Origin of the sequence: Arthrobacter sp. TB 23, from assembly GCF_000294595.1 — a bacterium.
Taxonomy (GTDB): Bacteria; Actinomycetota; Actinomycetes; order Actinomycetales; family Micrococcaceae; genus Arthrobacter_D.
Genome location: NZ_ALPM01000065.1, coordinates 56970 through 79232, shown reverse-complemented (window position 1 = coordinate 79232; position 22263 = coordinate 56970). Strand labels below are relative to the sequence as shown.

At 65.2% G+C, this 22263-nt stretch carries 16 protein-coding genes; 10 read left to right on the top strand and 6 right to left on the bottom strand.

What is annotated here, in order from left to right; all coding sequences use genetic code 11:
* Window positions 1-3 precede the first annotated feature (3 nt).
* Entirely contained in the window at window positions 4-906 is a 903-nt protein-coding gene (locus B384_RS20805) for a C40 family peptidase (protein ID WP_019482936.1), read from the top strand.
* 226 nt (window positions 907-1132) lie between these two features.
* Here B384_RS20805 and B384_RS18470 read toward each other — a convergent pair whose 3' ends face one another.
* Genes B384_RS18470 through B384_RS0109780 form a run of 3 tightly spaced genes read right to left on the bottom strand, consistent with a single transcriptional unit; the run spans window position 1133 to window position 5903 of the window.
* A complete protein-coding gene (locus B384_RS18470; RefSeq protein ID WP_019482935.1) occupies window positions 1133-2137 on the bottom strand; it encodes an NAD-dependent epimerase/dehydratase family protein in 1005 nt (334 codons plus the stop codon).
* Entirely contained in the window at window positions 2134-4887 is a 2754-nt protein-coding gene (locus B384_RS0109785) for an alpha/beta fold hydrolase (protein WP_019482934.1), read from the bottom strand. Before B384_RS0109785 ends, B384_RS18470 begins: the two co-directional genes overlap by 4 nt.
* Window positions 4881-5903, bottom strand: a complete 1023-nt coding sequence (locus B384_RS0109780) for a 3-oxoacyl-ACP synthase III (RefSeq protein ID WP_019482933.1) — start codon at window positions 5901-5903, stop codon at window positions 4881-4883. The genes B384_RS0109785 and B384_RS0109780 overlap by 7 nt, the downstream gene beginning before the upstream one ends.
* A gap of 234 nt (window positions 5904-6137) precedes the next feature.
* Here B384_RS0109780 and smc point away from each other — a divergent pair, with 234 nt between their 5' ends.
* On the top strand, window positions 6138-9740 hold the full coding sequence (gene smc / locus B384_RS0109775; protein ID WP_026041090.1) for a chromosome segregation protein SMC: 3603 nt from the start codon (window positions 6138-6140) through the stop codon (window positions 9738-9740).
* On the opposite strand, the gene B384_RS0109770 is transcribed toward smc, so the two are convergent.
* Window positions 9737-11005, bottom strand: coding sequence for an MFS transporter (locus B384_RS0109770; RefSeq protein WP_019482931.1), 1269 nt, complete (start codon window positions 11003-11005; stop codon window positions 9737-9739). The two genes, smc and B384_RS0109770, sit on opposite strands and share 4 nt — an antisense overlap.
* 64 nt (window positions 11006-11069) lie before the next feature.
* On the opposite strand from B384_RS0109770, the gene ftsY reads away from it, so the two are divergent.
* Window positions 11070-12272: a signal recognition particle-docking protein FtsY gene (gene ftsY / locus B384_RS0109765; RefSeq protein ID WP_019482930.1), complete on the top strand. Its 1203-nt coding sequence runs from the start codon at window positions 11070-11072 to the stop codon at window positions 12270-12272.
* A gap of 48 nt (window positions 12273-12320) precedes the next feature.
* Here ftsY and B384_RS0109760 read toward each other — a convergent pair whose 3' ends face one another.
* A complete protein-coding gene (locus B384_RS0109760; protein WP_019482929.1) occupies window positions 12321-14054 on the bottom strand; it encodes a hypothetical protein in 1734 nt (577 codons plus the stop codon).
* 263 nt (window positions 14055-14317) lie between these two features.
* Between B384_RS0109760 and B384_RS0109755 the strand changes: the two genes are divergently transcribed.
* Entirely contained in the window at window positions 14318-15616 is a 1299-nt protein-coding gene (locus B384_RS0109755; RefSeq protein ID WP_019482928.1) for an ammonium transporter, read from the top strand.
* On the top strand, window positions 15613-15951 hold the full coding sequence (locus B384_RS0109750) for a P-II family nitrogen regulator (RefSeq protein ID WP_019482927.1): 339 nt from the start codon (window positions 15613-15615) through the stop codon (window positions 15949-15951). Before B384_RS0109755 ends, B384_RS0109750 begins: the two co-directional genes overlap by 4 nt.
* Before the next feature lie 109 nt (window positions 15952-16060).
* On the opposite strand, the gene B384_RS0109745 is transcribed toward B384_RS0109750, so the two are convergent.
* Window positions 16061-17488, bottom strand: a complete 1428-nt coding sequence (locus tag B384_RS0109745) for a glucose-6-phosphate dehydrogenase (protein ID WP_024475466.1) — start codon at window positions 17486-17488, stop codon at window positions 16061-16063.
* Between the two features lie 112 nt (window positions 17489-17600).
* Here B384_RS0109745 and ffh point away from each other — a divergent pair, with 112 nt between their 5' ends.
* From ffh to rpsP, 5 genes are all read left to right on the top strand, one after another.
* Window positions 17601-19178, top strand: a complete 1578-nt coding sequence (gene ffh / locus B384_RS0109740) for a signal recognition particle protein (RefSeq protein ID WP_019482925.1) — start codon at window positions 17601-17603, stop codon at window positions 19176-19178.
* A gap of 126 nt (window positions 19179-19304) precedes the next feature.
* Window positions 19305-20009 carry an alpha/beta fold hydrolase gene (locus B384_RS0109735; protein WP_019482924.1) on the top strand — a complete coding sequence of 235 codons (705 nt, stop codon included), beginning with the start codon at window positions 19305-19307 and terminating at the stop codon, window positions 20007-20009.
* Between the two features lie 82 nt (window positions 20010-20091).
* Window positions 20092-20586 (top strand): GNAT family N-acetyltransferase, encoded by a 495-nt coding sequence (locus B384_RS0109730; RefSeq protein ID WP_019482923.1) that lies wholly within the window; start codon window positions 20092-20094, stop codon window positions 20584-20586.
* A gap of 191 nt (window positions 20587-20777) precedes the next feature.
* Window positions 20778-21668 (top strand): VOC family protein, encoded by an 891-nt coding sequence (locus B384_RS0109725; RefSeq protein ID WP_019482922.1) that lies wholly within the window; start codon window positions 20778-20780, stop codon window positions 21666-21668.
* Window positions 21669-21842: 174 nt separating this feature from the next.
* Window positions 21843-22262: a 30S ribosomal protein S16 gene (rpsP, locus tag B384_RS0109720; protein WP_019482921.1), complete on the top strand. Its 420-nt coding sequence runs from the start codon at window positions 21843-21845 to the stop codon at window positions 22260-22262.
* Window position 22263: the final 1 nt, after the last annotated feature.

Here is a 22263-nt window from a genome sequence, read left to right as displayed (position 1 = left end):
ATCATGTCCAAGAACCGTTATATCGCGCGCCATCGTGCAACCCCACCAAGCGCCATGCAGACCGTTTCCAAGGCAGTTAGCTCTCACGCTGGCGCCATCGGTCGTCCAGCAGCTGTAGTCGTCGCCGCATCAGGTTTGATGTTCAGCGCCGGACTCCCAGCCAACGCTGCAGGCGAAGTCAACGTCAGCGCCCCGGCCGCCGTCTCCGCACCAGTTGCCCAGACGACCGCCGCCAGCTCCACCACTCACACCGTTCAGTCCGGAGATACTCTGGGCAGCATCGCCAGCACCTACGGCGTCAGCATCGAGGCCATCTTCGCCTCGAACGGTCTCGGCTGGGATTCGATCATCTACCCAGGTGACGTCATCTCACTGTCCGGCAACGCCGGCCAGGCCACTCAGGTATCAGCACCAGCACCAGCACCGGCTGCAGCACCAGCTCCGGCTGCTGCTCCCGCCCCAGTTGCTGCACCAGCAGCCGCTCCGGCGCCTGCCGAAACCAGCACCCTGGGCATCACCACCGCTTCCGAGACCATCCAGCCAATGGGAGCAGCATCCACCGGCGGACAGGTTTCCAGCGCAGGGATCGCCGGAACAGCACAGGGCCTCGTTGGCTCCCCCTACGTCTACGGCGGCACCTCGCCAGGCGGCTGGGACTGCTCGGGCTTCGTGCAGTGGGTCTACGCTCAGCACGGCATCGACCTGCCCCGCACCAGCCAGGCACAGATGGGCGCGCTGACCCCCACCAGCAACCCTCAGCCCGGCGACCTTGTCGTCCAGAACGGCGGCGGACACATCGGCATCTACATCGGTGGCGGCCAGATGGTCAGCGCACTGAACCCGAGCCAGGGCACCCTGGTCCACGCGGTCAGCGCCATGCCACTGGTTGGGTACTACACCCTCTAAACCCTCCGCGTCAGCGGTACGGTTGTCAGCACCCGAATGCGTCATCGGAGAAATCCGGTGGCGCATTCGTGCTTTCCGGACGCTTTGGTCCCCGATAGGGCAAGCCAATGACACCGAGGCAACCGACGGGTCAAGATACGACAACGGAAAACTGCGTGCCACCACCGAGCCAGCTCACCTGGGGACGAACTGACAGTCAGGGACGTCTCCACGCTCCGATGGATCGCTAGGAGAGGGAAGCCTGGTTCCCCTGGTAATGCTGGTTCCCCTGGTAATGCTGTGCCAGGCGGGCCAGACCTTCATCCACTGACACCGTAGGCGTCCAATCGAGCAACTCGCGGGTCCTGCGCTGATCAAACCAGTGTGCAGTCGATAGTTGCTCCGCAAGGAAACGGGTCATCGGCGGTTCACTCTCGATCCCGCCGCGCTGCCAGAGGAATTCCACCAGGGATCCCGCGACCCGTGCCACACCGCCAGGAACGGCCCACCGCGGCGGCTGAACCCCTCCGGCCCGGCAGATTCCGGCGATCAATTCACCGATCGGGCGGGGCTCACCATTGGTGACCACCACAGCTTGTCCAGCCAACCGATCCATGCCGCTCAAGGCTGCGCCGATCGCTGCGGCGGCGTTATCCACGTAGGTGGTGTCGACCAGGGCGGTGCCGGCGTCAAGGAACGGCAGGCGCCCGGCACGCGCACGCTCCAGCACCCGTTCAACCAGCTGCGTGTCACCGGGACCCCACACAATGTGGGGACGGACCGCTGCCACCCTGAAACTTTCGCTGTTGGCGTCCAACGCGAGCAGTTCGGCTTTGGCCTTGGTCTGCGCGTAATTGCCGCGCACCAGAGCCGGAGTGGCCTCAGTGGCACCTTGACCCACGAGTGCCTCACCCACGTGCGCCACCGACGGCGAGGAAATGAAGACGAAGTCGCGCACACCGGCCGCGCGCGACTCTTCGAGCAGGACACGGGTGCCCTCCACATTGATTGCCTCGAAGTCAACCGCAGCACCCGCGAAGGAAACCTTCGCCGCGAGGTGCACCACCGCATCCATGCCCTGCACAGCGCGATGGATTGCCGTCTGGTCGGTGATCGATCCGAGACTGTCTTCAACGCCAGCCAGACCGGATGGGCGCCGCTGAAACGTCCTGACCGCGTGACCCTGCGCCTGGAGGAGCGTGGCTGTTACCCGGCCCAGCATCCCGCTGGCACCGGTGACGAGAACCCTCACAGCTTGCCGACCCGGCCGCCGGCGAGCACCCCGGCAGCCCACACCGCAACCGCTGTCCGGTCAATCTTCGCGTTGTGCCTGATGTCGGTGGGCAACGACGGGACCGCCAACACTGCCGACAACTCCACGCCGACGGACCGGGCCGCATTCCGTGCCTGAGCCGCCAGCTCAGCTCCGGCCAGGCCAGGCTTCTTGACCGGGGGAATGGTCTCAACCACTGCAACGACCGCCTGGGTGCCTGCCGGACCAACACCAACCACCGCGGCCAGCCCGACGACGTCGACCGATTCCAGCGCCTGTTCCACCCCGACCGGGGTCACAACACCCGTCGACGCAGTCACGATGTGGGGGAGTCTGCCCTCGACCCAGAGCCTGCCGTCGCCGTCGAAATGGCCCACATCTCCGGTGCGGTGCCAGCCGCCGCAGCGAGAGCTCACACGCTGAGTCATCCACAACCGGTGGTAACGCTCTTTGACGTGAGGAGCGTGGACGAGGATTTCCCCAGTGATACCGGCATCGGTGGTGGGGTCGCCGTCGGCGGTACCCTCCTGATTGAGGGGACTAACGGTGATCTCTGCGCCCGAGACAGCTCTGCCCACACAGACGCCGTTCCCAGCGCCAACCACATTCCCGGCTGCTGCATCGGCTTCGGCCGAGAGGATCAACCCGAGGTCGACGTCGGTCACGGGCAACGCTTCGGTCATGCCGTAGGGCGTGTGCAGCGATGCCCCGGGAAGAATACCCAGCAGCTCGGTCAGCAACCGTGACGGCACGGGAGCCCCGGCCGAAAGCAGCAGCGAAACACCGGCCAATGCCGCCCGGTGCTGGTCAGTGAGTTCTCCCTGGGTGGCGAGAATGTTTCGAAGGGCCGCTGGAGACGCAAACACGGTGGTCGCATGGATGGCGGCGACGGCGTCTGCAAGAGCCGCCGCGGATAGAGTTTTCGGTTTGGTGACGTCCATGTGGGGAGTGATTGACGTCGTCCCCAGGGCTGGACCCAGCAACGCGAACGGCGCGAACCCTGCCACCAGCCCGTCGCCGGGTCGAATGTTGAAGGTCTGGGCCAGGGTATCCCGCATCGCTGCGAGCCGCCGATGGGTGTAGACGACACCCTTGGCCGGGCCGGTGGAACCCGAGGTGAAGAGGATGGCCGCGTCGGCATCGGGATCGAGGCCGTCGGGATCGAGACCGGCAGGATCAAGACCGTCGGGATCGAGACCAGCAGGATTGGGACGATCGGGATCGAGACCTGCAGGATCCAGTCCAGCATCGTCGGTCTCGGTAGACGTCCCATCTCCGCTGGCCGCGCGGAGTTCGGAGAGCGAATGCTGTACCCCGAGGAGCTTCCGTTTCGCGGCCGGCAACGTCGCAACACTGATCCGGCGACCCGGCCAGTTGAAAAGCTTCGCGGCGGTGAGCGCCAGGTCGATGCCGATCAGGAAATCGGGGACCGTGCCACGAACGGCCTTGCTAAGGCCCTTTCGTCCCAGGCCGGCGTCGGCGACGATAATCACGGCGCCGATCCGCAAGCAGGCATACAGGAGCACGGTGAGTTCGACTCCGGGCGGAACCATCAGGCTGATCCGGCTGCCGCGTCGCACGCCGATCTGCCGCAGAGCTGCGGCGAGGGTCTGCACTTCACGCTCCAGGCCTTGCCAGGACAGGGACCGCTCAATCTGGCCGTCGGCGCCCATGTCGGCAACAGCCAACTGGTCCGCGTGGGGGCCGGTGGCGCGCTGAATCAGCTCGTGTTCCAGCGGGGTGAAGGTGCCTGCTTGAGCTGGTTCCTGGTCCGGGGACGCTGCCTCTGGGGACACTGCCTCTGGGGACGCTGCGCCAGCGGACCGGGCTCCGTTGAGCCACCTGAACAGGGGCGTCGCAATGTCCCGATCCTCGCCGACCAGGTGGCTGGCTCCCTCGAACCGGTGAATATCGGCCTGGGGGAGTCGCTCCGCCAGATCGTTGAGGTAGGTGTCGGAGAAAATCGGATCTTCGGGACCCCACAGCATCAGGGCAGGCACCTCAAGGGTGCGAATGCCCTCCGCGATGGACCGAAGCGCCGGATAACTCGGATGCGACGGGCCCGCAGGAATATCCGCGACAAAATCAGCGATCCCCTGACGCCTGGCACCACCGCGGTACGGCAGCAGGAACGCCTTCCGCACTTCCTTGGGCAGCGACGGACGCGCCAGCGAATGGGTGACATCAAGGAACGCCGACGTGTCCCTGGTCCCCCAACGGTGCACCATCGGATGCAGCGCCAGCCGCAGCGGAGCAGGAATCTGGCGATCGGGGTCTTGATGAATTGCGGTATTGGTGAGCACAACGCCGGACAGCAGGTCCCTGCGCCGGTTGGCGAACCCGAGGCTCACCACGCCACCCCAGTCATGACCGACCGTGATGACCGGCCCGGTCAGCCCAATCGAATCTACAAAATCATTCAGGTCATCCACACGGTCGGCGAGCCGACGAAAGCGGCCGGTCCGCTCCGACAAACCCATGTTCAACTGGTCGACGGCGATCACCCGCCAGCCGTGCTCAACGCCGGCAGCGAGCACAGACCTCCACAGATACGACCAGGTGGGGTTGCCATGCACACAGAGCAGCGTGCCCCTGGGCGGCTCCAAAAGCTGCGATCCGTTATCCAGGTAATGCCAGCTGTTGGTGGTGCCTGCCGGATCCACGGCAGCGGTCGAGGGGACGTCTCGGTAGGCCGGCCACGAGGGGTCGACGCCGGGAAGTGCTACCACGCAATCTCCAGCATCGCGGTGTTCAACCCGGAACCGACACCCATGCACAGCACCCGGTCACCCGAGGTCAGTGTCTGGGCTTCAGCGGCCAGGGTCATCGGCAGCGACGCCGGACCCACGTTGCCCCATTTCTGGAAGGTCATCGGTACCCGTGAAGGATCCAGATCAATGGCCTCAACAATGGCGTTCGTGTGGGTGCTGCTCACCTGATGGGTGATGTAGCGGTCCATCGACGTCCAGTCCCATTCCTGCTGGGCTTCCTTCCAGGCATCGACAACCAGTTCGAGGCCGCCGTCGAGCAACCCCTGAGCATCGGTGTACATGCCGTCCATCCCGCCGATACACAATTCGTGGTGTTCGGTACCGGCCCGTGCCACTCCGCCCAGCACACGGTGGGCGCCGGGGTGCGCATCGGCAGGACCCAGCACCGCAGCCGCAGCGCCCGACCCGAGGGTGAGGGTGGCAAATTCCTGCAGGAAGCTGGCCCTGGTGGCGTCCGGCTGGTTGAGCCTGCGCAGCGTGGCTTCCTGGGTGGCCTGGGAATCTTCACCGTTGACCACCATGGCGTACTGGATCTGTCCGGCTTCGATCATGTTCGCTGCCAGGGTGATGCCGTTGACGAAACCCAGGCAGGCGTTGGCGACGTCGAAGTTCATCGCCGACGAGGGCAACCCCAGGTTGTTGTGGATTTTCACTGCCACCGACGGTTCCAGGTTGGTCCGGGTCACCGAGGTGTTGATCAGCAGCCCGATCTGCGACGCTTCGATCCCCGAGGAAGCCAACGCTTTGGCTCCTGCCTCGATGGCGGCGTCGTCGAACTTGGTGCCTGGAGCCCACCACCGGCGTTCGGTGATTCCGGCCACCCGCTGGAGCAGGCCGTTGGAGAGACGAAGGCGCTTCAGCGCCGGAGCTAATACCCGGTCGAACTCATTGGAGGTTACGATGACCGGAGCCTCAACACTCTCTACGCCAAGTAGCGCGGTGTTGTGGTGTCGGAAGTTGAAATTGCCGGTCAAATTTCCTGCCTTGTCGACTAGTCAGTGCGCCTCGGTTACCTGCGCTGGATGGCCTCTAGGGCGCTCGGACGCACAAACGAATCTAACGATTCGTTATAAAGCCTACTTGGTGAAGCTGCAACAGGCGGCGTTCGGGCAGCATTACGCGGTGCGTGAACCCTCGCAATGCTGCAAAACGGCCCGTTAACCCAGTAGATTAGGGAAAACCACCATCTTCTGGAGACCTAAGACACTGTGCATCTGAAAAGTCTAACCGTGCGCGGCTTCAAGTCCTTCGCATCCGCGACGACGTTCGACTTCGAGCCAGGCGTCACCGCGGTGGTCGGACCCAATGGGTCGGGCAAATCCAATGTGGTGGACGCCCTGGCCTGGGTGATGGGCGAACAGGGAGCCAAAACGCTTCGCGGCGGCAAGATGGAAGACGTCATTTTCGCCGGAACCTCGGGCCGGCCGCCCCTCGGCCGTGCGCAGGTCTCCCTGACCATTGACAACGCCGACGGCGCCCTGCCCATCGAGTACGCCGAAGTCACCATTTCCCGCACCCTGTTCCGCACCGGCGGATCCGAATACGCCATCAACGGTGACACCTGCAGGCTCCTCGACATCCAGGAGCTACTCTCCGATTCGGGGCTCGGCCGCGAAATGCACGTGATCGTGGGGCAGGGCCAGCTGGACAAGGTGCTGCATGCCACCCCCGAGGACCGCCGCGGTTTCATCGAGGAGGCTGCGGGGATCCTCAAGCACCGTCGCCGGCGGGAAAAGACGGTGCGCAAACTTGATGCCATGCAAGCCAACCTCACCCGGCTGACCGACCTGACCGGTGAAATCCGCCGCCAGCTGACGCCGCTGGGCAAACAGGCCGACGTCGCCCGCCGCGCCAAGACCGTCCAGTTTGATGTCAGGGATGCCAGGGCGCGGCTCATGGCCGACGATCTGGTCCAGCTGATGAACTCCTTCGAACGTGACGTCGCTGACGAGACAGCGCTCAAGGAACGCCGCGCCGACGTCGAAAAACTTCTGGCAACCGGCCGGGCGCGGCAAGCCGATCTGGAACGGTTCGCCGCCGACGCGACACCGCGGCTGAACGCCGCCCGCGACACCTGGTACCAGCTGGCCAACACCCGCGAACGGTTCAGGTCGTTGGGCAGTCTCGCCGAGGAGCGTCGCCGGCTGCTGGGAGCCGGCGACGACGACGGCGTCTCCCGGGCCGGCGGCAGGACCCCCGACGAACTGGATCAGCAGGCCGCCCGTGTCAGGGCCGAGGAAGCCGCGTTGCGGGACCACGTTGCCGAACGCGCCGAAGCGCTGGAAACAGCCATCGAATTGCGCGCCGATGCCGAGGATTCGGCGGCAGTCGAGGACAGACGGCTGACCGGGCTGCTCCGCGCCGCCGCCGACCGGCGTGAAGGCCTGGCGAAGCTGATCGGCCAGGTATCCGCCGCCCGGTCGAGGGTGGAATCGGCCGAAGCGGAGCTGGGCCGGCTCCGCGCGTCGGTGGGCGACGTCGACGTCCGCCGGGCAGCCGCCCAGCAGGAGTTCGCAGCACTCGAGGTCCAGGTGGCCGGGGCCGAGGAGGGCGAAGAGAACCTTGACGAACAGTACGAGGCTGCCACCCGTGCACTGGAGACGGTCCAGCAGGAACTTGAGGACCTGACCGGCGCGGAACGGGCAGCCGACCGCGAACGGGAGTCCCTGCAGGCCAGGCTGGAGGCGCTGATGACCGGACTGCAGCGCCGGGACGGCAGCCAGGCGGTGCTCGATGCTGGCCTTGAGGGCGTCCTCGCGGCCGTCACCGACCTCCTGACGGTCGCCCCAGGATACGAGAGCGCTATCGCTGCCGCGCTCGGTTCAGCAGCCGACGCCGTCGCCGTCGGGGACCTGACAGTCGCCGATCGTGTGTTGCGCCGGGTGCTGGAGGACGACGCCGGCCAGGTGACCCTGCTGGTCGCCGACGCAGCGGTGGGCAGCACGCCGCCCACAGTCCGCCCCCCAGAGCTGGATCCGCTACCCGATGGTGCGACCCCTGCCAGTGATCTGGTGACCTGCGACAGCCAGGTAGGCGCCGTGGTAACCCATCTGCTCCAGGGAAGGGTTGTGGTCCAGGGGATTGACGACGCCTTCGAGCTGGTGCAGGCCCAGCCACACCTGACGGCCATCACCAGGGACGGGCACGTGGTCACCGTCGCGTCGGTCAGCGGCGGGTCCGCAGCCGAACCGGGCGTGCTGGAGGTTCAGGCGGCGGTTGACGAAACGACGGTCCGGCTCGAGGCCGCCGCCAACCGGATGGAACGTGCACGGTTTGAGATAGCAGCTACCACCGGACGGCTGAACGACGCCCAAAAGACAGCCGATCAGGCCCTGGAACAGTTGCATGATTCCGATGCCCGACTCGCAGCAGTCGCCGAGAAGCTGGGTCAACTCGGGTCAGTGGTACGGTCCGCGGCCGGCGAAACCGACCGGCTGACCCGCCTGGCCGACGCTGCCGCCTCCAACCTCGGCGCCGAACAGGAGCGGCTGCAGGAAGTCACCGAACGGCTCGCCGCTGCCCAGGACGCACCGGAAGAGAGCGAACCGTCCACCGAACACCGGGACCTGCTGGCGCTCGGCGCGGCGCAGGCGCGGCAGGCCGAGATGGAAGCACGCCTGTCGTTGCGCAGTTCGGAAGAACAGCTCCGCGCGATCGCCAACCGTGCCCTGTCCCTGGAGCGCGCAGCCGTCGCCGAACGGCAGGCACGCGTCCAGGCCGCCGAACGTGCACGGATCCGGCGTCTGCAGGCAGCCAGGGCTGCCGCCGTCGGACAGGCGGTGCACACCGCACTCGGGTACCTTGACGTCTCGGTGGAGCGGGCCGCGCACTACCGCGACGCCGCTGAAGAGGCCCGCGCACAGTGGGACGCCGAGCTGACCGACGTCCGAACCAGCAATGATCGCCTGATCACCGAGCTCGGCGAGCTGACTGACTCGGTGCATCGCGACGAACTGGCCCGCGCCCAGCAGCGTGCCCGGATCGAAACCCTTGAGAACCGTGCGATTGATGAACTCGGCCTCACCTCGGATCACCTGATCGCCGAATACGGTCCCCACCTGCCGGTCCCGGTAGCCGTTGCTGCAGCCGACAAATGGGCGGAGCTGAGGGCGCCAGTGGATGAGGAGGGCAATCCGATCCCCGCCGGGATTCCCTTCGTCCGCCAGGAGCAGGAGAAACGGCTCAAACGGGCCGAGAAGGATCTCGCGTCCCTGGGCCGGGTCAACCCGCTGGCACTCGAGGAATTTGCCGCACTGGAGGAACGCCACCAGTTCCTCAGCACCCAGCTGGAAGACCTCAAGGCAACCCGCAAGGACCTCCTCGACATCATCCGCGAGGTCGACGAACGGGTGGAACAGGTCTTCACCGCCGCCTATCAGGACACGGCTGTGCAGTTCGAGCGCGTGTTTGGGCGGCTGTTTCCCGGCGGGGAGGGACGGCTGGTCCTCACCGACCCGGACAATATGCTCACCACCGGCATCGAGGTTGAAGCACGTCCGGCGGGTAAGCGCATCAAACGCCTCTCGCTGCTGTCGGGTGGGGAGCGCTCGCTGACCGCCGTCGCACTGCTTGTCGCGATCTTCAAGGCCCGGCCGTCGCCGTTCTACGTGATGGATGAGGTGGAGGCGGCCCTTGACGACACCAACCTCAGCCGGTTGCTCACCATCTTCGAGGAGCTCCGCGAATCCAGCCAGCTGATCATCATCACCCACCAGAAGCGGACCATGGAGGTCGCTGACGCCCTGTATGGCGTGACGATGAGGGGCGACGGCGTGTCAACGGTCATCAGCCAGCGGCTGGTGGACGCCTAGGCGCTCGTCTTTTCGGGGAGCGTTTCGCGGGCGCCCAGCCAGATGAGGAACGCCGCGAACGCCACCACGCCGGTGAGGGCGAACGCCCAGCCGAAGGACAGCGCGTCGACGATCAGGCCGGCGATGATTGGCCCGATGATGGCGCCGGTGTCGGCGCTCATCTGGAACGCCGCGAGCACCTTGCCGCCGCTGCGCTGGTTGCCAATCACATCAGCGATCACTGCCTGCTGGGCCGGGTTGAGCAGGCCAGCCCCGAGGCCGGCAACAACGGAGACCGCGAGGAACATCACCAGATCGGTGGTGAAACCGAGACCCGCCATGGCCAGTCCGTTGACAGCCAACCCGGTCAGAACCAGTGGTTTACGGCCCAGCCGGTCGGCCAGCCTGCCGGAGAAGGTCAGGGCCAGCGCGGTGCCGAGGGCGAAAAACGTCAACGCGATGCCCGCCGCTTCCGGTCCTTCGTCCAGGACCGCAACGACAAAGAGTGGAACCAGGGCCATCCTGACCCCGAACGAGGACCAGCCGTTGGAGAACCCGGAGGCGAGTGCCGCCCGGTACGCAGAGTCGCCGAGCGCTTCACGTACCGAAAGGCCGGGCAGTGGGGTCGCATTGGCTGCTTTATCCCGAAGCGCTGAATCCCGCAGCTTGATGAACACCACGGTCGCCGCGACGATCAACGCACCGGCGTAGACCAGGAAGGGCACCCGTAGGCCGAACACGGCCAACAGTCCGCCGATCAGCGGCCCGAAGATACTGCCGAGCAGGAAAGCCGACGCGTACGAACCCGAAACCCTGCCCCGCAACCCCGGCGGTGCCAATCGAACGATCAGGCCCATCGCCGACACCGTGAACATGGTCGAGCCGATACCGCCAAGCCCCCGGAAGATCAGCAGCTGCCAGTAATCGGCGGCAAACGCGCAGGCACCCGTCGACAGCGCCACAATCAGCAGCCCCGACACGTAGACCGGACGCTCACCGAGGCGTTCGACGAGTTTGCCGCCGGCAGGGGCAAAAACGAGGCGGGTGAAGGCAAACGCGCTGACAATGATGGCCGACGCGGTCACCCCCAGCTCAAGACGGGCGACAAACGGCGGCAGGTCGAAGCTCTGGGCGAACTGGGGCAGCACCGGTGCGACCAGCCCGAACCCGATGGCAATGACGAAGGCCGCAGCAATCAGGACCCAGATTTCCTCGGGGATTCTGATGCGTTCTGCGGGTGCGACGGCGGAATCGCCGGCGGCGGGGGAGCGTCTGAGGCTGAACATGATGAGAGTAGTCTTTCACCAGTTTCCCTCGGGCCATGCCAGAGGCGTATGAGAAGCTAGGTCTGTGAACGAGACGACGCTCCAGATACTAATTTACGTAGCCATTTCTCTCGCGGTGATCGGCTCACTTGCCGTGCTGCTGCTGAAGGGACGCAAAACACCCCCGGGTACCTACACCACCACCCGTGACGACGACGACCGCGTTACCGGTGGAACCCCGGGAACCTCCACTGACACGTTGGAGCAACCGACAGACACGGCGCCCGACGTCGTCGTACCCGATGATCTGCGCGATCTCGAAGAGACGACCATCGGCACCGAAACGGTTCCGGTCGAGACCCCCGACGAGGTACAGGGCCGCCTGGCCCGCCTCCGCGCCCGCCTGGTCCGCTCCAACAACGCGCTCGGCAAGGGCCTGCTCGCCCTGCTGTCCCGCGACAACATTGACGAAGACGTGTGGGACGAGATCGAGGAAACCCTGCTGCTCGCCGACCTGGGCACCGAACCGACAATGGAACTGGTCGACGCGCTCCGGGCCCGGGTGAAGGTGGCAGGAAGCCGCAGCCCCGCCGAGGTCAAGGACATGCTGCGTCAGGAGCTCATCAAGCTCGTGGATCCCACCATGGACCGCTCCCTCGCTACCCACCGGCACGCCGACCGGCCGGCCGTCGTGTTGGTCGTCGGCGTTAACGGTGTCGGCAAGACGACCACCGTGGGCAAACTGGCACGGGTCCTGGTCGCCGATGACAAGGACGTCCTCCTGGGCGCTGCCGACACCTTTCGGGCCGCTGCTGCCGAGCAGCTCGCCACCTGGGGTCAGCGGGTCGGCGTGCCGACCGTGCGGTCCGACGTCGACGGCGCCGATCCGGCGTCGGTCGCGTACGAGGCCGTCAAGGCCGGGATCGACGGTGAAGTGGACGTAGTGATGATCGACACCGCCGGGCGGCTCCAGAACAAGGTGGGCCTGATGGACGAACTCGGCAAGGTCAAGCGGGTCATCGAGAAGCTGGCCGCCGTCGACGAGGTACTGCTGGTCCTCGACGCCACCACCGGCCAGAACGGTCTGAACCAGGCCCGGGTATTCGCCGAGGTGGTGAACGTGACGGGAATCGTCCTCACCAAGCTCGACGGCACCGCCAAGGGCGGCATCGTGGTCGCCATCCAGCGCAGCCTCGGCGTCCCCGTGAAGCTGGTGGGCCTGGGCGAAGGCCCCGACGATCTGGCGCTCTTCGAAGCCGAAACCTTCGTGGACGCACTCCTCAACTAGCCCACCCGGCCAAACCTAAAAGCGGCGNCGCCGCTTTTATGGTGCAGGCTAGAAGGTGAAGTGGAACACCGAGACGGTGCCCGCAGTCACCGGCAACTGAACGGATTCGGCGCCGGGGACGAATCCGGGGATCGCCGGCCGTTCCCCGGCCGGAACGGGTGCGGCAAAGGCACCATCGATAATGGTTGAGTCTTCGGCGCCGTACGACGGGCCAGCGAGCTGGGTCATCGAGCTGGTGCGTGCTGCCGCCGGGAGTTGCACCGTGACATCAGTCTGTGCGGCTACCTCGGGGTTGTTCTGGTTGACCAGAATCACGCTCATGCTGCCGTCTTCATGGCGCACCACGTAGCTGTACGCCAGGCCGCCGCCCTGTGCGGTGTGCTGCAGGAAGGCTCCGGGTGGCAGTTCGGCAACCATCGACAGGCCGTAATAGTTGGCCCGCTCGTCGAAGGTCGCATCGGGCTGGAGGTAGGGTCCGCCGGAGCAGATGGACGACATGGGAGGTCCGCCCTGGCAGGTCAGCAGCGAGCTGTGGAAGCTCAGCCGGGGGATACCGATCTGCGCCGCACTCAGCGCATAGTCAACGCTCCACAGCGCTGATGCGTGGGTCTTGGTGGTTTCGTTTGATCCTGGGCAGGCGGAGATCCCGGTTTCGGGGATCCAGGTTTCCAGGCCGGCCGCTTCGGCGGGGGCCAGCGCTGCACGGCGGTAATTGTCGGCACGGTCATGGATCGCCGAAGCCATCAGGTTCTCCATGATGGGCTCGCCCAGGGGATCATTCGATCCGTCACACTGCGACAGCGGGTAGTGGTGGAACGAAAGAATCTTCTCCTGCTGCAGGTCAGCCTGGGTGAACGGCTCCCACCAGGCCTCCGCATAGGTGCCGGGGCCAACGATGCGAACCTCGGGCGCTACCTCATACATCGCATCGGCATAGGCCTTGAGTTCCTCGAGGTATTCGGGGATACCCCAACCGGACGGCCGCAGACCATTGGTGGGATACCCGTTGGGCTCGTTGCCGATGGTGATTCCGACCAACCGGTCCCCAAAAATGTTCGAGGCATGCATGGTCATGTCAGCTGCGCGCTCAGGATCGTAGTTGCCCAGGTCCACGGTCAGGCTGATGGTGGCGTCGGCTGCTTCCAGCAGGGTATTGACCCGTTCCAGGTCGGCTGGGCCGGCGGCACGCACCGGGTGAGCTTTGTCGCCTTCAAGGTTCCCGGGGATTGCTTCGTTGGATGACGTCCAGAAGAACCGGCGATCCACAGCGTTACCGCCGAACCGAAGCATTGGGCGCCCTAGACCGGTCAGGCTGGTCACGATCTCCGGATTGTCGCCGGACATCCGAGGGTCGGCGAGGTCGGTGGCTTCCAGTGACAACCCGATGAGGTTGGATGGCAGCTCGGTGCCGGTCGGCTCGTCGGATACCTCAATGGTCATCGCTTCGACAGCTTCCAGCGGCGACCCCGCTGGTGGGCCGGCCTGCTCATAGAAGACAGTCGGCGCTGGCGGCAGCGGCTCCGTGGACGCCGGCGACGGCTCGGGGGTGGGAGCTGATGACGTTTCGACCGCCGCTGCACTCGGCGACGACGACGGCGTCGCACGTGGCTCCTCGTCCTGGGCGAGTGCGGAAATGCCTACCCCCGCGCCAACCACCACCACGATGGTTGCCAGTCCGGTCGCAACCATGACCTTCGGGCTCGGTCGGGAACGCTTTGCGGGTTCTTGCCCGGTCTCCTCCGGTGCAGGATCAGGCGTCAGGCTATTGGGGTAATCGGACATTATTCTCCATCGTTGTCAGCTCCTAGCCAGTCTAACCAGCCAACAGCCTGCTTCTCTTCCCCTATCTCAGGTAAGGGTTCCAGTCCAGTCACGGCGGCGTTTCCTGGGTCCGTTCACACGGCCGAAACATGGCTGTCACGCATTCTTTACCGCGGTGCGGGTTCTGTAACTTCCCGGCAATCAATTGGTTCACGGATCGGAAACACAGCGTAGGCAGACTTACGAATGCGGGAACTCCCCGCCACTCGCGAGAGGATGTGACGATGGATCTGACAGCAGGTCACGTCTGGGTAATGATTTCGGCCGCCATGGTGCTTCTGATGACACCAGGGCTGGCATTTTTCTACGGCGGCATGACGCGCGCCAAGGCCGCACTGAACATGATGATGATGAGTTTCATCGCCGTCGGTTTGGTCGGCATAGTGTGGGTTCTCTGGGGATATTCAATGACAGGGGGCGACGGCGTTGCACAGCTTTTCGGTAACCCGTTCGCCTCATTCGGTCTCGAAGGGCTGATCGGCAGCGAGGACATGATCGGAGCCGGGTTCGGCGTAACCTTCGCCATCATCACCGTCGCACTGATCAGCGGGGCGATTGCCGATCGGGCCAAGTTCGGCGCCTGGTCGCTCTTCGTACCCATCTGGGTCACTGCCGTCTACTGCCCACTGGCCTTCATGGTGTGGGGTGGCGGACTGCTGAGCGCAGATGGCGCTGTTGGCGGCGCGGTTGGTGAAGCAATCGACTTCGCCGGTGGAACGGTGGTTCACATCAGTGCCGGCGTTGCAGCACTCGTGCTCGCAATCATCCTCGGCAAGCGCCAGGGCTTCGGCAAGGATCCGGCGCAGCGCCCCCACAACGTGCCGCTGGTTATGCTCGGCGCAGCACTGCTGTGGTTCGGCTGGTTCGGATTCAACGGCGGCGCCGCTGGCTCCGCCGAAGAAGCGGGTCTCATCTGGGTCAACACCATGGTCGCTCCGGCAGCAGCGATGGTCGGCTGGCTCGTCCTTGAACGTTTCCGCGACGGACGTCCCACCTCCCTGGGCGCAGCCTCGGGTATTGTCGCCGGTCTCGTTGCCATCACGCCCGCATGCGCCAACGTCACCCCCATCGGTGCGATTGGTCTGGGCCTGGTCGCCGGCGTGCTGTGCGCCCTGGCTGTGGGCCTGAAGTACAAGCTGGGCTTCGACGATTCACTCGACGTCGTAGCGGTCCACCTGGTCGCTGGCACCGCCGGCACCATTGCCCTGGGCTTCATCGCCATGCCGGTCGACGGCGAAGGTGGAGGCCTCTTCTACGGCGGCGGCGGCGGCCAGTTGCTCGCCCAGGTGGTGTCGGTCCTCGTGGCTGTCACTCTCTCGGCGGTGATGACCGCCATCATCGGTCTGGGCATCCACAAGACCATCGGGTTCCGCGTCACCGCGGACGACGAGGTATCCGGCGTCGACCTCTCCGAGCACGCAGAAACAGCGTACGAATTCGGCGGCCTCGGCGTCGGTGGACAGTTCCACCCCACTACCAATGTTGCAGCTACGGAAAATGCTTCGGAAAAGGTGAACTCATGAAGCTGGTAACAGCAATCGTCCGCCCGGATAAGCTCGACGGCGTCCGTGGAGCCCTCGAAACGTATGGCGTACAGGGCCTCACGGTCAGCGGGGCAAGCGGCTACGGAAGACAGCGGGGCCACACCGAGGTATACCGTGGCGCCGAATACACGGTTGACCTCCTCCAGAAGATCCGCGTCGAAGTGCTGGTTGCGGATGCCTGGGTCACCGACATCGTCGATGTCCTGGTCTCGACCGCCAACACCGGGAGGGCCGGTGACGGGAAGGTCTGGGTGATCCCCGTCGAGGACGCCGTCCGCGTCCGCACCGGTGAACGCGGCGACGCCGCACTCTGACCCGGCTCACCACGCCGACCGAAGTCACCCTTCGGCTCCGAAAGCACCGCCTGCAGCGGGTGTTCGGAGCAGGAGGGTGACTTTCGGTTTTTAGGCGGTTCCGCAGCGGCTAGTTGGTCCAGGCCGCGGGGCCGGGTGACCCTGCCGGATATTCGTCGAGCGGCACCTCATTGGCAGCCCACGCGGCGAGTACCGGATCGACGATCCGCCAGCAGTCCTCGGCGGTGTCGCCCCGCACCGACAGGGTCGGGTCGCCGGTCAGCACTCCTTCGAGGACTTCGCCGTAGGGCAGCAGCTCCGAGGCATTCAGCTCGACCCCCAGTACGGCCCGGTCCAGGGAAAAAATGTCGCCCGGGCCGTTCACATCGATTTCCAGCTTGAGGGTTTCGGGGCCAAAACCGATCCGCAACTGGGTTGGTGAGTCCTGCCCGGTGAAGCCCGCCGGGAGATGGCTGACCGGTTTGAACGTCACCAACGCTTCTTTCCGGTTCCCGCCCAGCGCCTTTCCCGACCTGAGGATGAACGGCACACCGGCCCACCGTGCGTTGTTGATCGACACGGTGATCTCCGCGAGGGTCTCGGTTCCACGGGCCGGGTCGACGCCGTCCTCGGCCGCGTAGTCGGGGATCACCCGCCCATCGACTGTCCCGGCGGCATACCGGGCGCGCCGCGTACTTTTCGCGAAATCGGGGTCAACCGTGCTGGCGCGCAGCACGGCACCAAGGCCATCCCTCAGGTCGCGTTCGTGCAGACTGACCGGTGACTCCATCGCGAGGATGGCCATGGCGTGGAGCAGGTGACTCTGGATCATGTCCCGGAGGGCCCCGGCGCCGTCGTAATAGCCGGCGCGGCCTTCAAGGGCCAGCGCCTCGTCGTAGACCACCTCGACCCGATCGATGTGCAGGTTGTTCCAGACAGGTTCCAGCAGACGGTTGGCGAACCTGAGCCCCAGAATGTTCAATACCGTCGCCTTGCCCAGGAAATGGTCCACCCGGTGAATGTGGTCCTCGGGGACCAGCCGGGTCAGTGTTTCGTTGAGCCGGAACGCCGAGCCCTGATCGGTGCCGAAGGGCTTCTCCATGACCAGCCTGGTGTGATCCGGCAGATCGCCGGGGGAGAGCAGCTCGCACGCTTTCTCCGAGATTGCCGGCGGCAGCGCGAAATATACGGCGACCGGCCCCTGCAGGGAGGAAACCAGGCTGGCCAGTTCGCCGGGCGTGGTCACATCAATCTGGCGGTACACGCTCGTGGTCCGCAACAGGTCGAGCACACCCCGGCCGTCGTCGTCGGCCGCCTCCCGCGCACTGGCAAAAGACTGGGTGACCCGCTCCGACCACTGCTCGTCGCTCCAATCGTCGTAGCCGGCGCCCACCAGCCGCAGGCCACGAGCTCGACCATGCTGAACCAGCCGGGCCAGACCGGGGAGTAACAGCCGGCCGGTCAGATCGCCTGACGCGCCCAGGATGAGCAGCGTCGAGACCTCCTGATCGGGGGCGAAGGGCAGGCTGTCCTGGACTGAGTTTGTATGCGTTTCCACACCATCCACCCTGCCACCTCGGTACCGAGATGTCCCGCAAGCCGCCGTCCGCCCCAGTTGGTACCCTTGATGGCAGAGCCTTTTATCCATCGAAGAAAGCAGTTCACGGCACGTGTTTAATTCACTCTCTGACCGGTTGACAGAAACTTTCAAGAACCTCCGCGGGAAGGGCCGGCTCTCCGAAGCCGACGTCGACGCCACGGTTCGCGAGATTCGTCGCGCCCTCCTCGACGCTGACGTCGCGGTCAGCGTTGTCCGCGAGTTCACCGCCAAGGTCAAGGAACGGGCGCTGGGCCTTGAGGTGTCCCAGGCCCTGAACCCGGGCCAGCAGGTCGTCAAGATCGTCAATGAGGAGCTTGTGGGAATCCTCGGCGGGGAAACACGCCGGATCCGTCTCGCCAAGAATCCGCCGACGGTCATCATGCTCGCCGGCCTGCAGGGTGCAGGTAAGACCACCCTGGCGGGCAAGCTGTCGAAGTGGCTCAAGGGTCAGGGCCACAGCCCCCTCCTGGTCGCGTGTGACCTGCAGCGCCCCAACGCGGTCAAGCAGTTGCAGGTCAACGGCGAACGCGCCGGGGTGCCGGTCTTCGCGCCGCACCCGGGAGTCAGCTCCGAGTTTGAAACCGCCACCGGTGACCCGGTCGCCGTCGCACGCGCCGGCGTTGCCGAGGCACGCACCAAACTGCACGACGTCGTCATCGTTGATACGGCTGGCCGCCTCGGTATTGACGCGGAGCTGATGCAGCAGGCATCCGACATCCGCGACGCCGTGAACCCCGACGAAGTGCTGTTCGTGATTGACGCGATGATCGGGCAGGACGCCGTCAACACGGCCCAGGCCTTCAACGAGGGCGTGAACTTCACCGGCGTCGTCCTGACCAAGCTCGATGGCGACGCGCGCGGTGGCGCGGCGCTGTCAGTTGCGTCGGTCACCGGGAAGCCGGTCATGTTCGCCTCGACCGGTGAGGGCCTGAACGACTTCGAGCTGTTCCACCCCGACCGGATGGCTTCGCGCATCCTCGACATGGGCGACATCCTGACCCTGATCGAGCAGGCTGAGAAGTCCTGGGACAAGGACGAAGCTGCGCGGATGGCGCAGAAGTTCTCCGACCAGGAGGACTTCACGCTCGACGATTTCCTGGCGCAGATGCAGCAGATCCGCAACATGGGCTCCATGAAGAAGATGCTCATGATGATGCCCGGCGCTGCCGGAATGCGGGAGCAGCTGGAAAACTTCGACGAACGCGAGATTGACCGGGTCGAAGCGATTGTGCGGTCAATGACCAAGCACGAACGCGTCGCACCGAAGATCATCAACGGCTCACGGCGTGCCCGTATTGCGCGCGGTTCGGGCGTTCACGTGTCCGAGGTCAACGGCCTGCTGGAGCGGTTCGGTCAGGCGCAGAAGATGATGAAGAAGATGGCGTCCGGCGGTGGGATCCCGGGAATGCCCGGCATGGCCGGACCTGGCGGCTTCAACGGCGGCGCACGCAAGGGTAAGGCCGTGACGAAGGGTAAGAAGAAGGCCAAGTCGGGTAACCCGGCGAAGGCAGCGCAGGAGCGGGCCGATGCCGAGGCTCGCCGTAACCGGCCGTCGGTTCCGTCGGGTGCAGCCTTTGGTGCCCAGAATGACTTCGACCCGTCCTCCCTGAACCTCCCGAAGGGCTTCGACAAGTTCCTCGGCAAGTAGGGCTGCCTCCGACAGACAGACTCGCCCCACACCTCGGGTCGAGTCAACACCACTGACGGTTTTTCGTTGTGAAACCCGTTATTTCTGTTGACTCGATCCATCCCCCCGGAAGCTAAGAGCGGCGCAATGACCCAGGAACGGCTCGTCTTCGTCCACGGCAGCGGCAGCTTCGGCACCGCCGCGTGGCCAACCCAGCACGCCCTCGCGAGCAGCTACGACTGCCTTTACCTTCGTCGCCACGGTTTCGAAGCCGGAGCCGACCCGTTGCCCACCGATTTCCACGAGGATCAGCGGATTGTGGTGGACGCCCTTGGGGAGGGCGGACACGTGGTGGCCCATTCGCAGGGGGCGATCTCGGCGATGATGGCAGCAGTCGAGCGGCCGGAGCTGGTCCGCTCCCTGATCCTGATCGAGCCCGCATGCCTGTCCCTGACCGCCGACCTGCCCGCGACCGCCGCGCACCGCGCACTGGTGGGACCGCTCTACGAACGCCGCGACTCGCTGTCGGATGAGGCATTCCTCCAGGAATTTGTCCGACTCGTGTTCTCCACCGAGGCGCGGCACCCCGCAACGTCGGAGGCCCGCCGCGCTGCCCATCGGCTCAGGTTGCAGTCCCCGCCATGGGAAGCACCGCTGGACATTGTGCCGGGCGTTCCGACACTGATCATCACCGGTGGCTGGGAGCCGCTCTACGAGGAAATCGCCGGTTACCTGGCTGTTACCGGCGCCCAGCACATCGTCGCCCCGGGCGCCCACCGGCCGCAGGACACTCCCGACGGCGATGCCCTGATCCGCGAGTTCGTCGCCGCGCGTGCAGGTACCGACGCCTAGCATCCGGCCGGTACTGAACGGGTTGTGATGACCAACCCGGACACCGGGGGCCTCACACGGCGCCGGGCCTACACTTGACCGCATGATCAGCATCCGCGAAGCCGAGAAGCTGGACCTCACCTTCCTGCCAGCCATCGAGGCGGCAGCTGATTCATTGCTGACCTATCTCAACGGAATGCCCCTCCCCGTGTCCCTTCCGGCGGGAGCGTCGCGATCGGAACTTGCGGCATCGCTGAAGTTGTTGGTCGCAGGCAGGCCGTGCATCGGGTTCGCCCGTCTGGAAGAGCTCGACGGCGGCGCGCACCTCGAGCAGCTCGCAGTCCTTCCCGCCCATGCGGGTAGGGGGACAGGGCGGGCGCTGGTCGAAGCGTCGAAGGACTGGGCGCGGCACGCTGGTTATCCCTGGATTACCCTGACTACCTTCGCGGATGTCCCCTTCAACGCCCCGTTCTACGCAACCTGCGGCTTCGAAACGGTTCGTGAGCCATCCCCGGCGCTGCTCGCCATCCGAAACCATGAGGCAGCAATCGGCCTCGACCGAGTCGGTCGCAGAGTGCCCATGCGCGCCGCGTTGTAGCTCGGGCCTGAGGGCCCGCGGTGTGCAGACCTCCCCTCCTACTGGGCCGATCGGCGCCCCGACGACGGCGTGTCCCGGCCCGACACGTCAAAACAGTGCCAGGAGCTGGGAGGACCCGCACGGTGTCCAACGGAATAACTTGAAGCTTCAAGTAGTTATCTCCGATACAGCATCATGTTGAGGAGAACACCATGACCAACACCCAGGACTTATTGCCGGCCGACCTATCAATGGGCGCAGTGCTACTCAAGGTGGGCGACCTGCCCACAATGTCCGACTACTACCAGCGAGCCCTCGGACTCGAAGTCATCGAGGAAACCCGCGAAGGCGTGCACCTTGGTCGCGGAAACACGCCGCTGATTCACCTTGCGCCGGCGCAAGGACTCCAACTCCCGGCCCACGGGGAGGCCGGGCTGTTCCATACCGCGCTGCTTTTCGATGACCGGTCAGCCCTCGCCGCCACCGTCGCCGCGACCGCACAGTACGACGCCGGCCTGTACGTTGGCAGCGCCGATCACCTCGTCAGCGAGGCTTTCTACTTCACCGACCCCGAAGGTAACGGGATTGAGCTCTACTTCGACAAACCGCGCGACACCTGGCAGTGGACCACCGACGACACCGGACAGACGGCAGGAAAATCAGTCGTGATGGACAGCCTCCGGCTGCCGGCGGACACCTACCTGCGGGACCACCTAACCCAGGATGCGGTGACCGGCCAGGCCAAGGCGGCGGCCGTCGTCGGGCACGTCCACCTGCAGGTCGGCGACGTCGAAACCGCCGGGAGGTTCTACGTCGACACACTCGGATTCGAGCGGACCGCCGGCTGGCACGGCCAGGCGCTGTTTGTCTCGGCTGGGGGATACCACCACCACATGGCCATGAATGTGTGGAACAGTCGGGGCGCCGGACCGCGCAAAGACACGCTAGGGCTCGGGGAGGTACTCGTCCGGGTCCCAGCCGAGGACCACGTGGGAGCCCTCGCCGAGAGGCTGAAAGCTGCCGGGATCGACCACCACCACACCGGCAGCGAGCTACGCTTCAAAGACCCGTGGAACAACAAAATCCGGGTGGCAGTGAGCTAGCGTGGCGTGATTCGTGCTGGAGTCTGCGATCTGGCACAATAGACCTGTACTCGATCCGGGCAGCCCCTCTCTCTGCGCGCGCATCTTGTCCTTTTGAACCCTCAGAGGTGGCCCGCCCCACGGGAGCACTGAGTAGGGTTCACCCCTTTAGATCATCAAGGAGTGACCACAACAGTGGCCGTAAAGATTCGCCTGAAGCGCATGGGTAAAATCCGCGCACCTTTCTACCGTGTCGTCGTCATGGATGCACGCGCCAAGCGTGATGGCCGTGCCCTCGAGGAAATCGGTAAGTACAACCCCACCGAGGAGCCCTCGTTCATCGAGATCAACTCCGAGCGTGCACAGTACTGGCTCGGCGTTGGCGCACAGCCAACCGAGCAGGTTGCAGTACTGCTCAAGATCACCGGTGACTGGCAGAAGTTCAAGGGACTCGAAGGCCAGGAGGGAACCTTGAAGACCAAGGCTCCCAAGGAAACCTTCGTCGCCCCTGAAAAGGGTTCGGTAATCGTTCCTGAAGCCATCACCCCCAAGGCCAAGAAGTCCGACGCCGAGGCACCAGCCGAAGCCGAGACTGAAACCGCCGAGGCCAACTAAA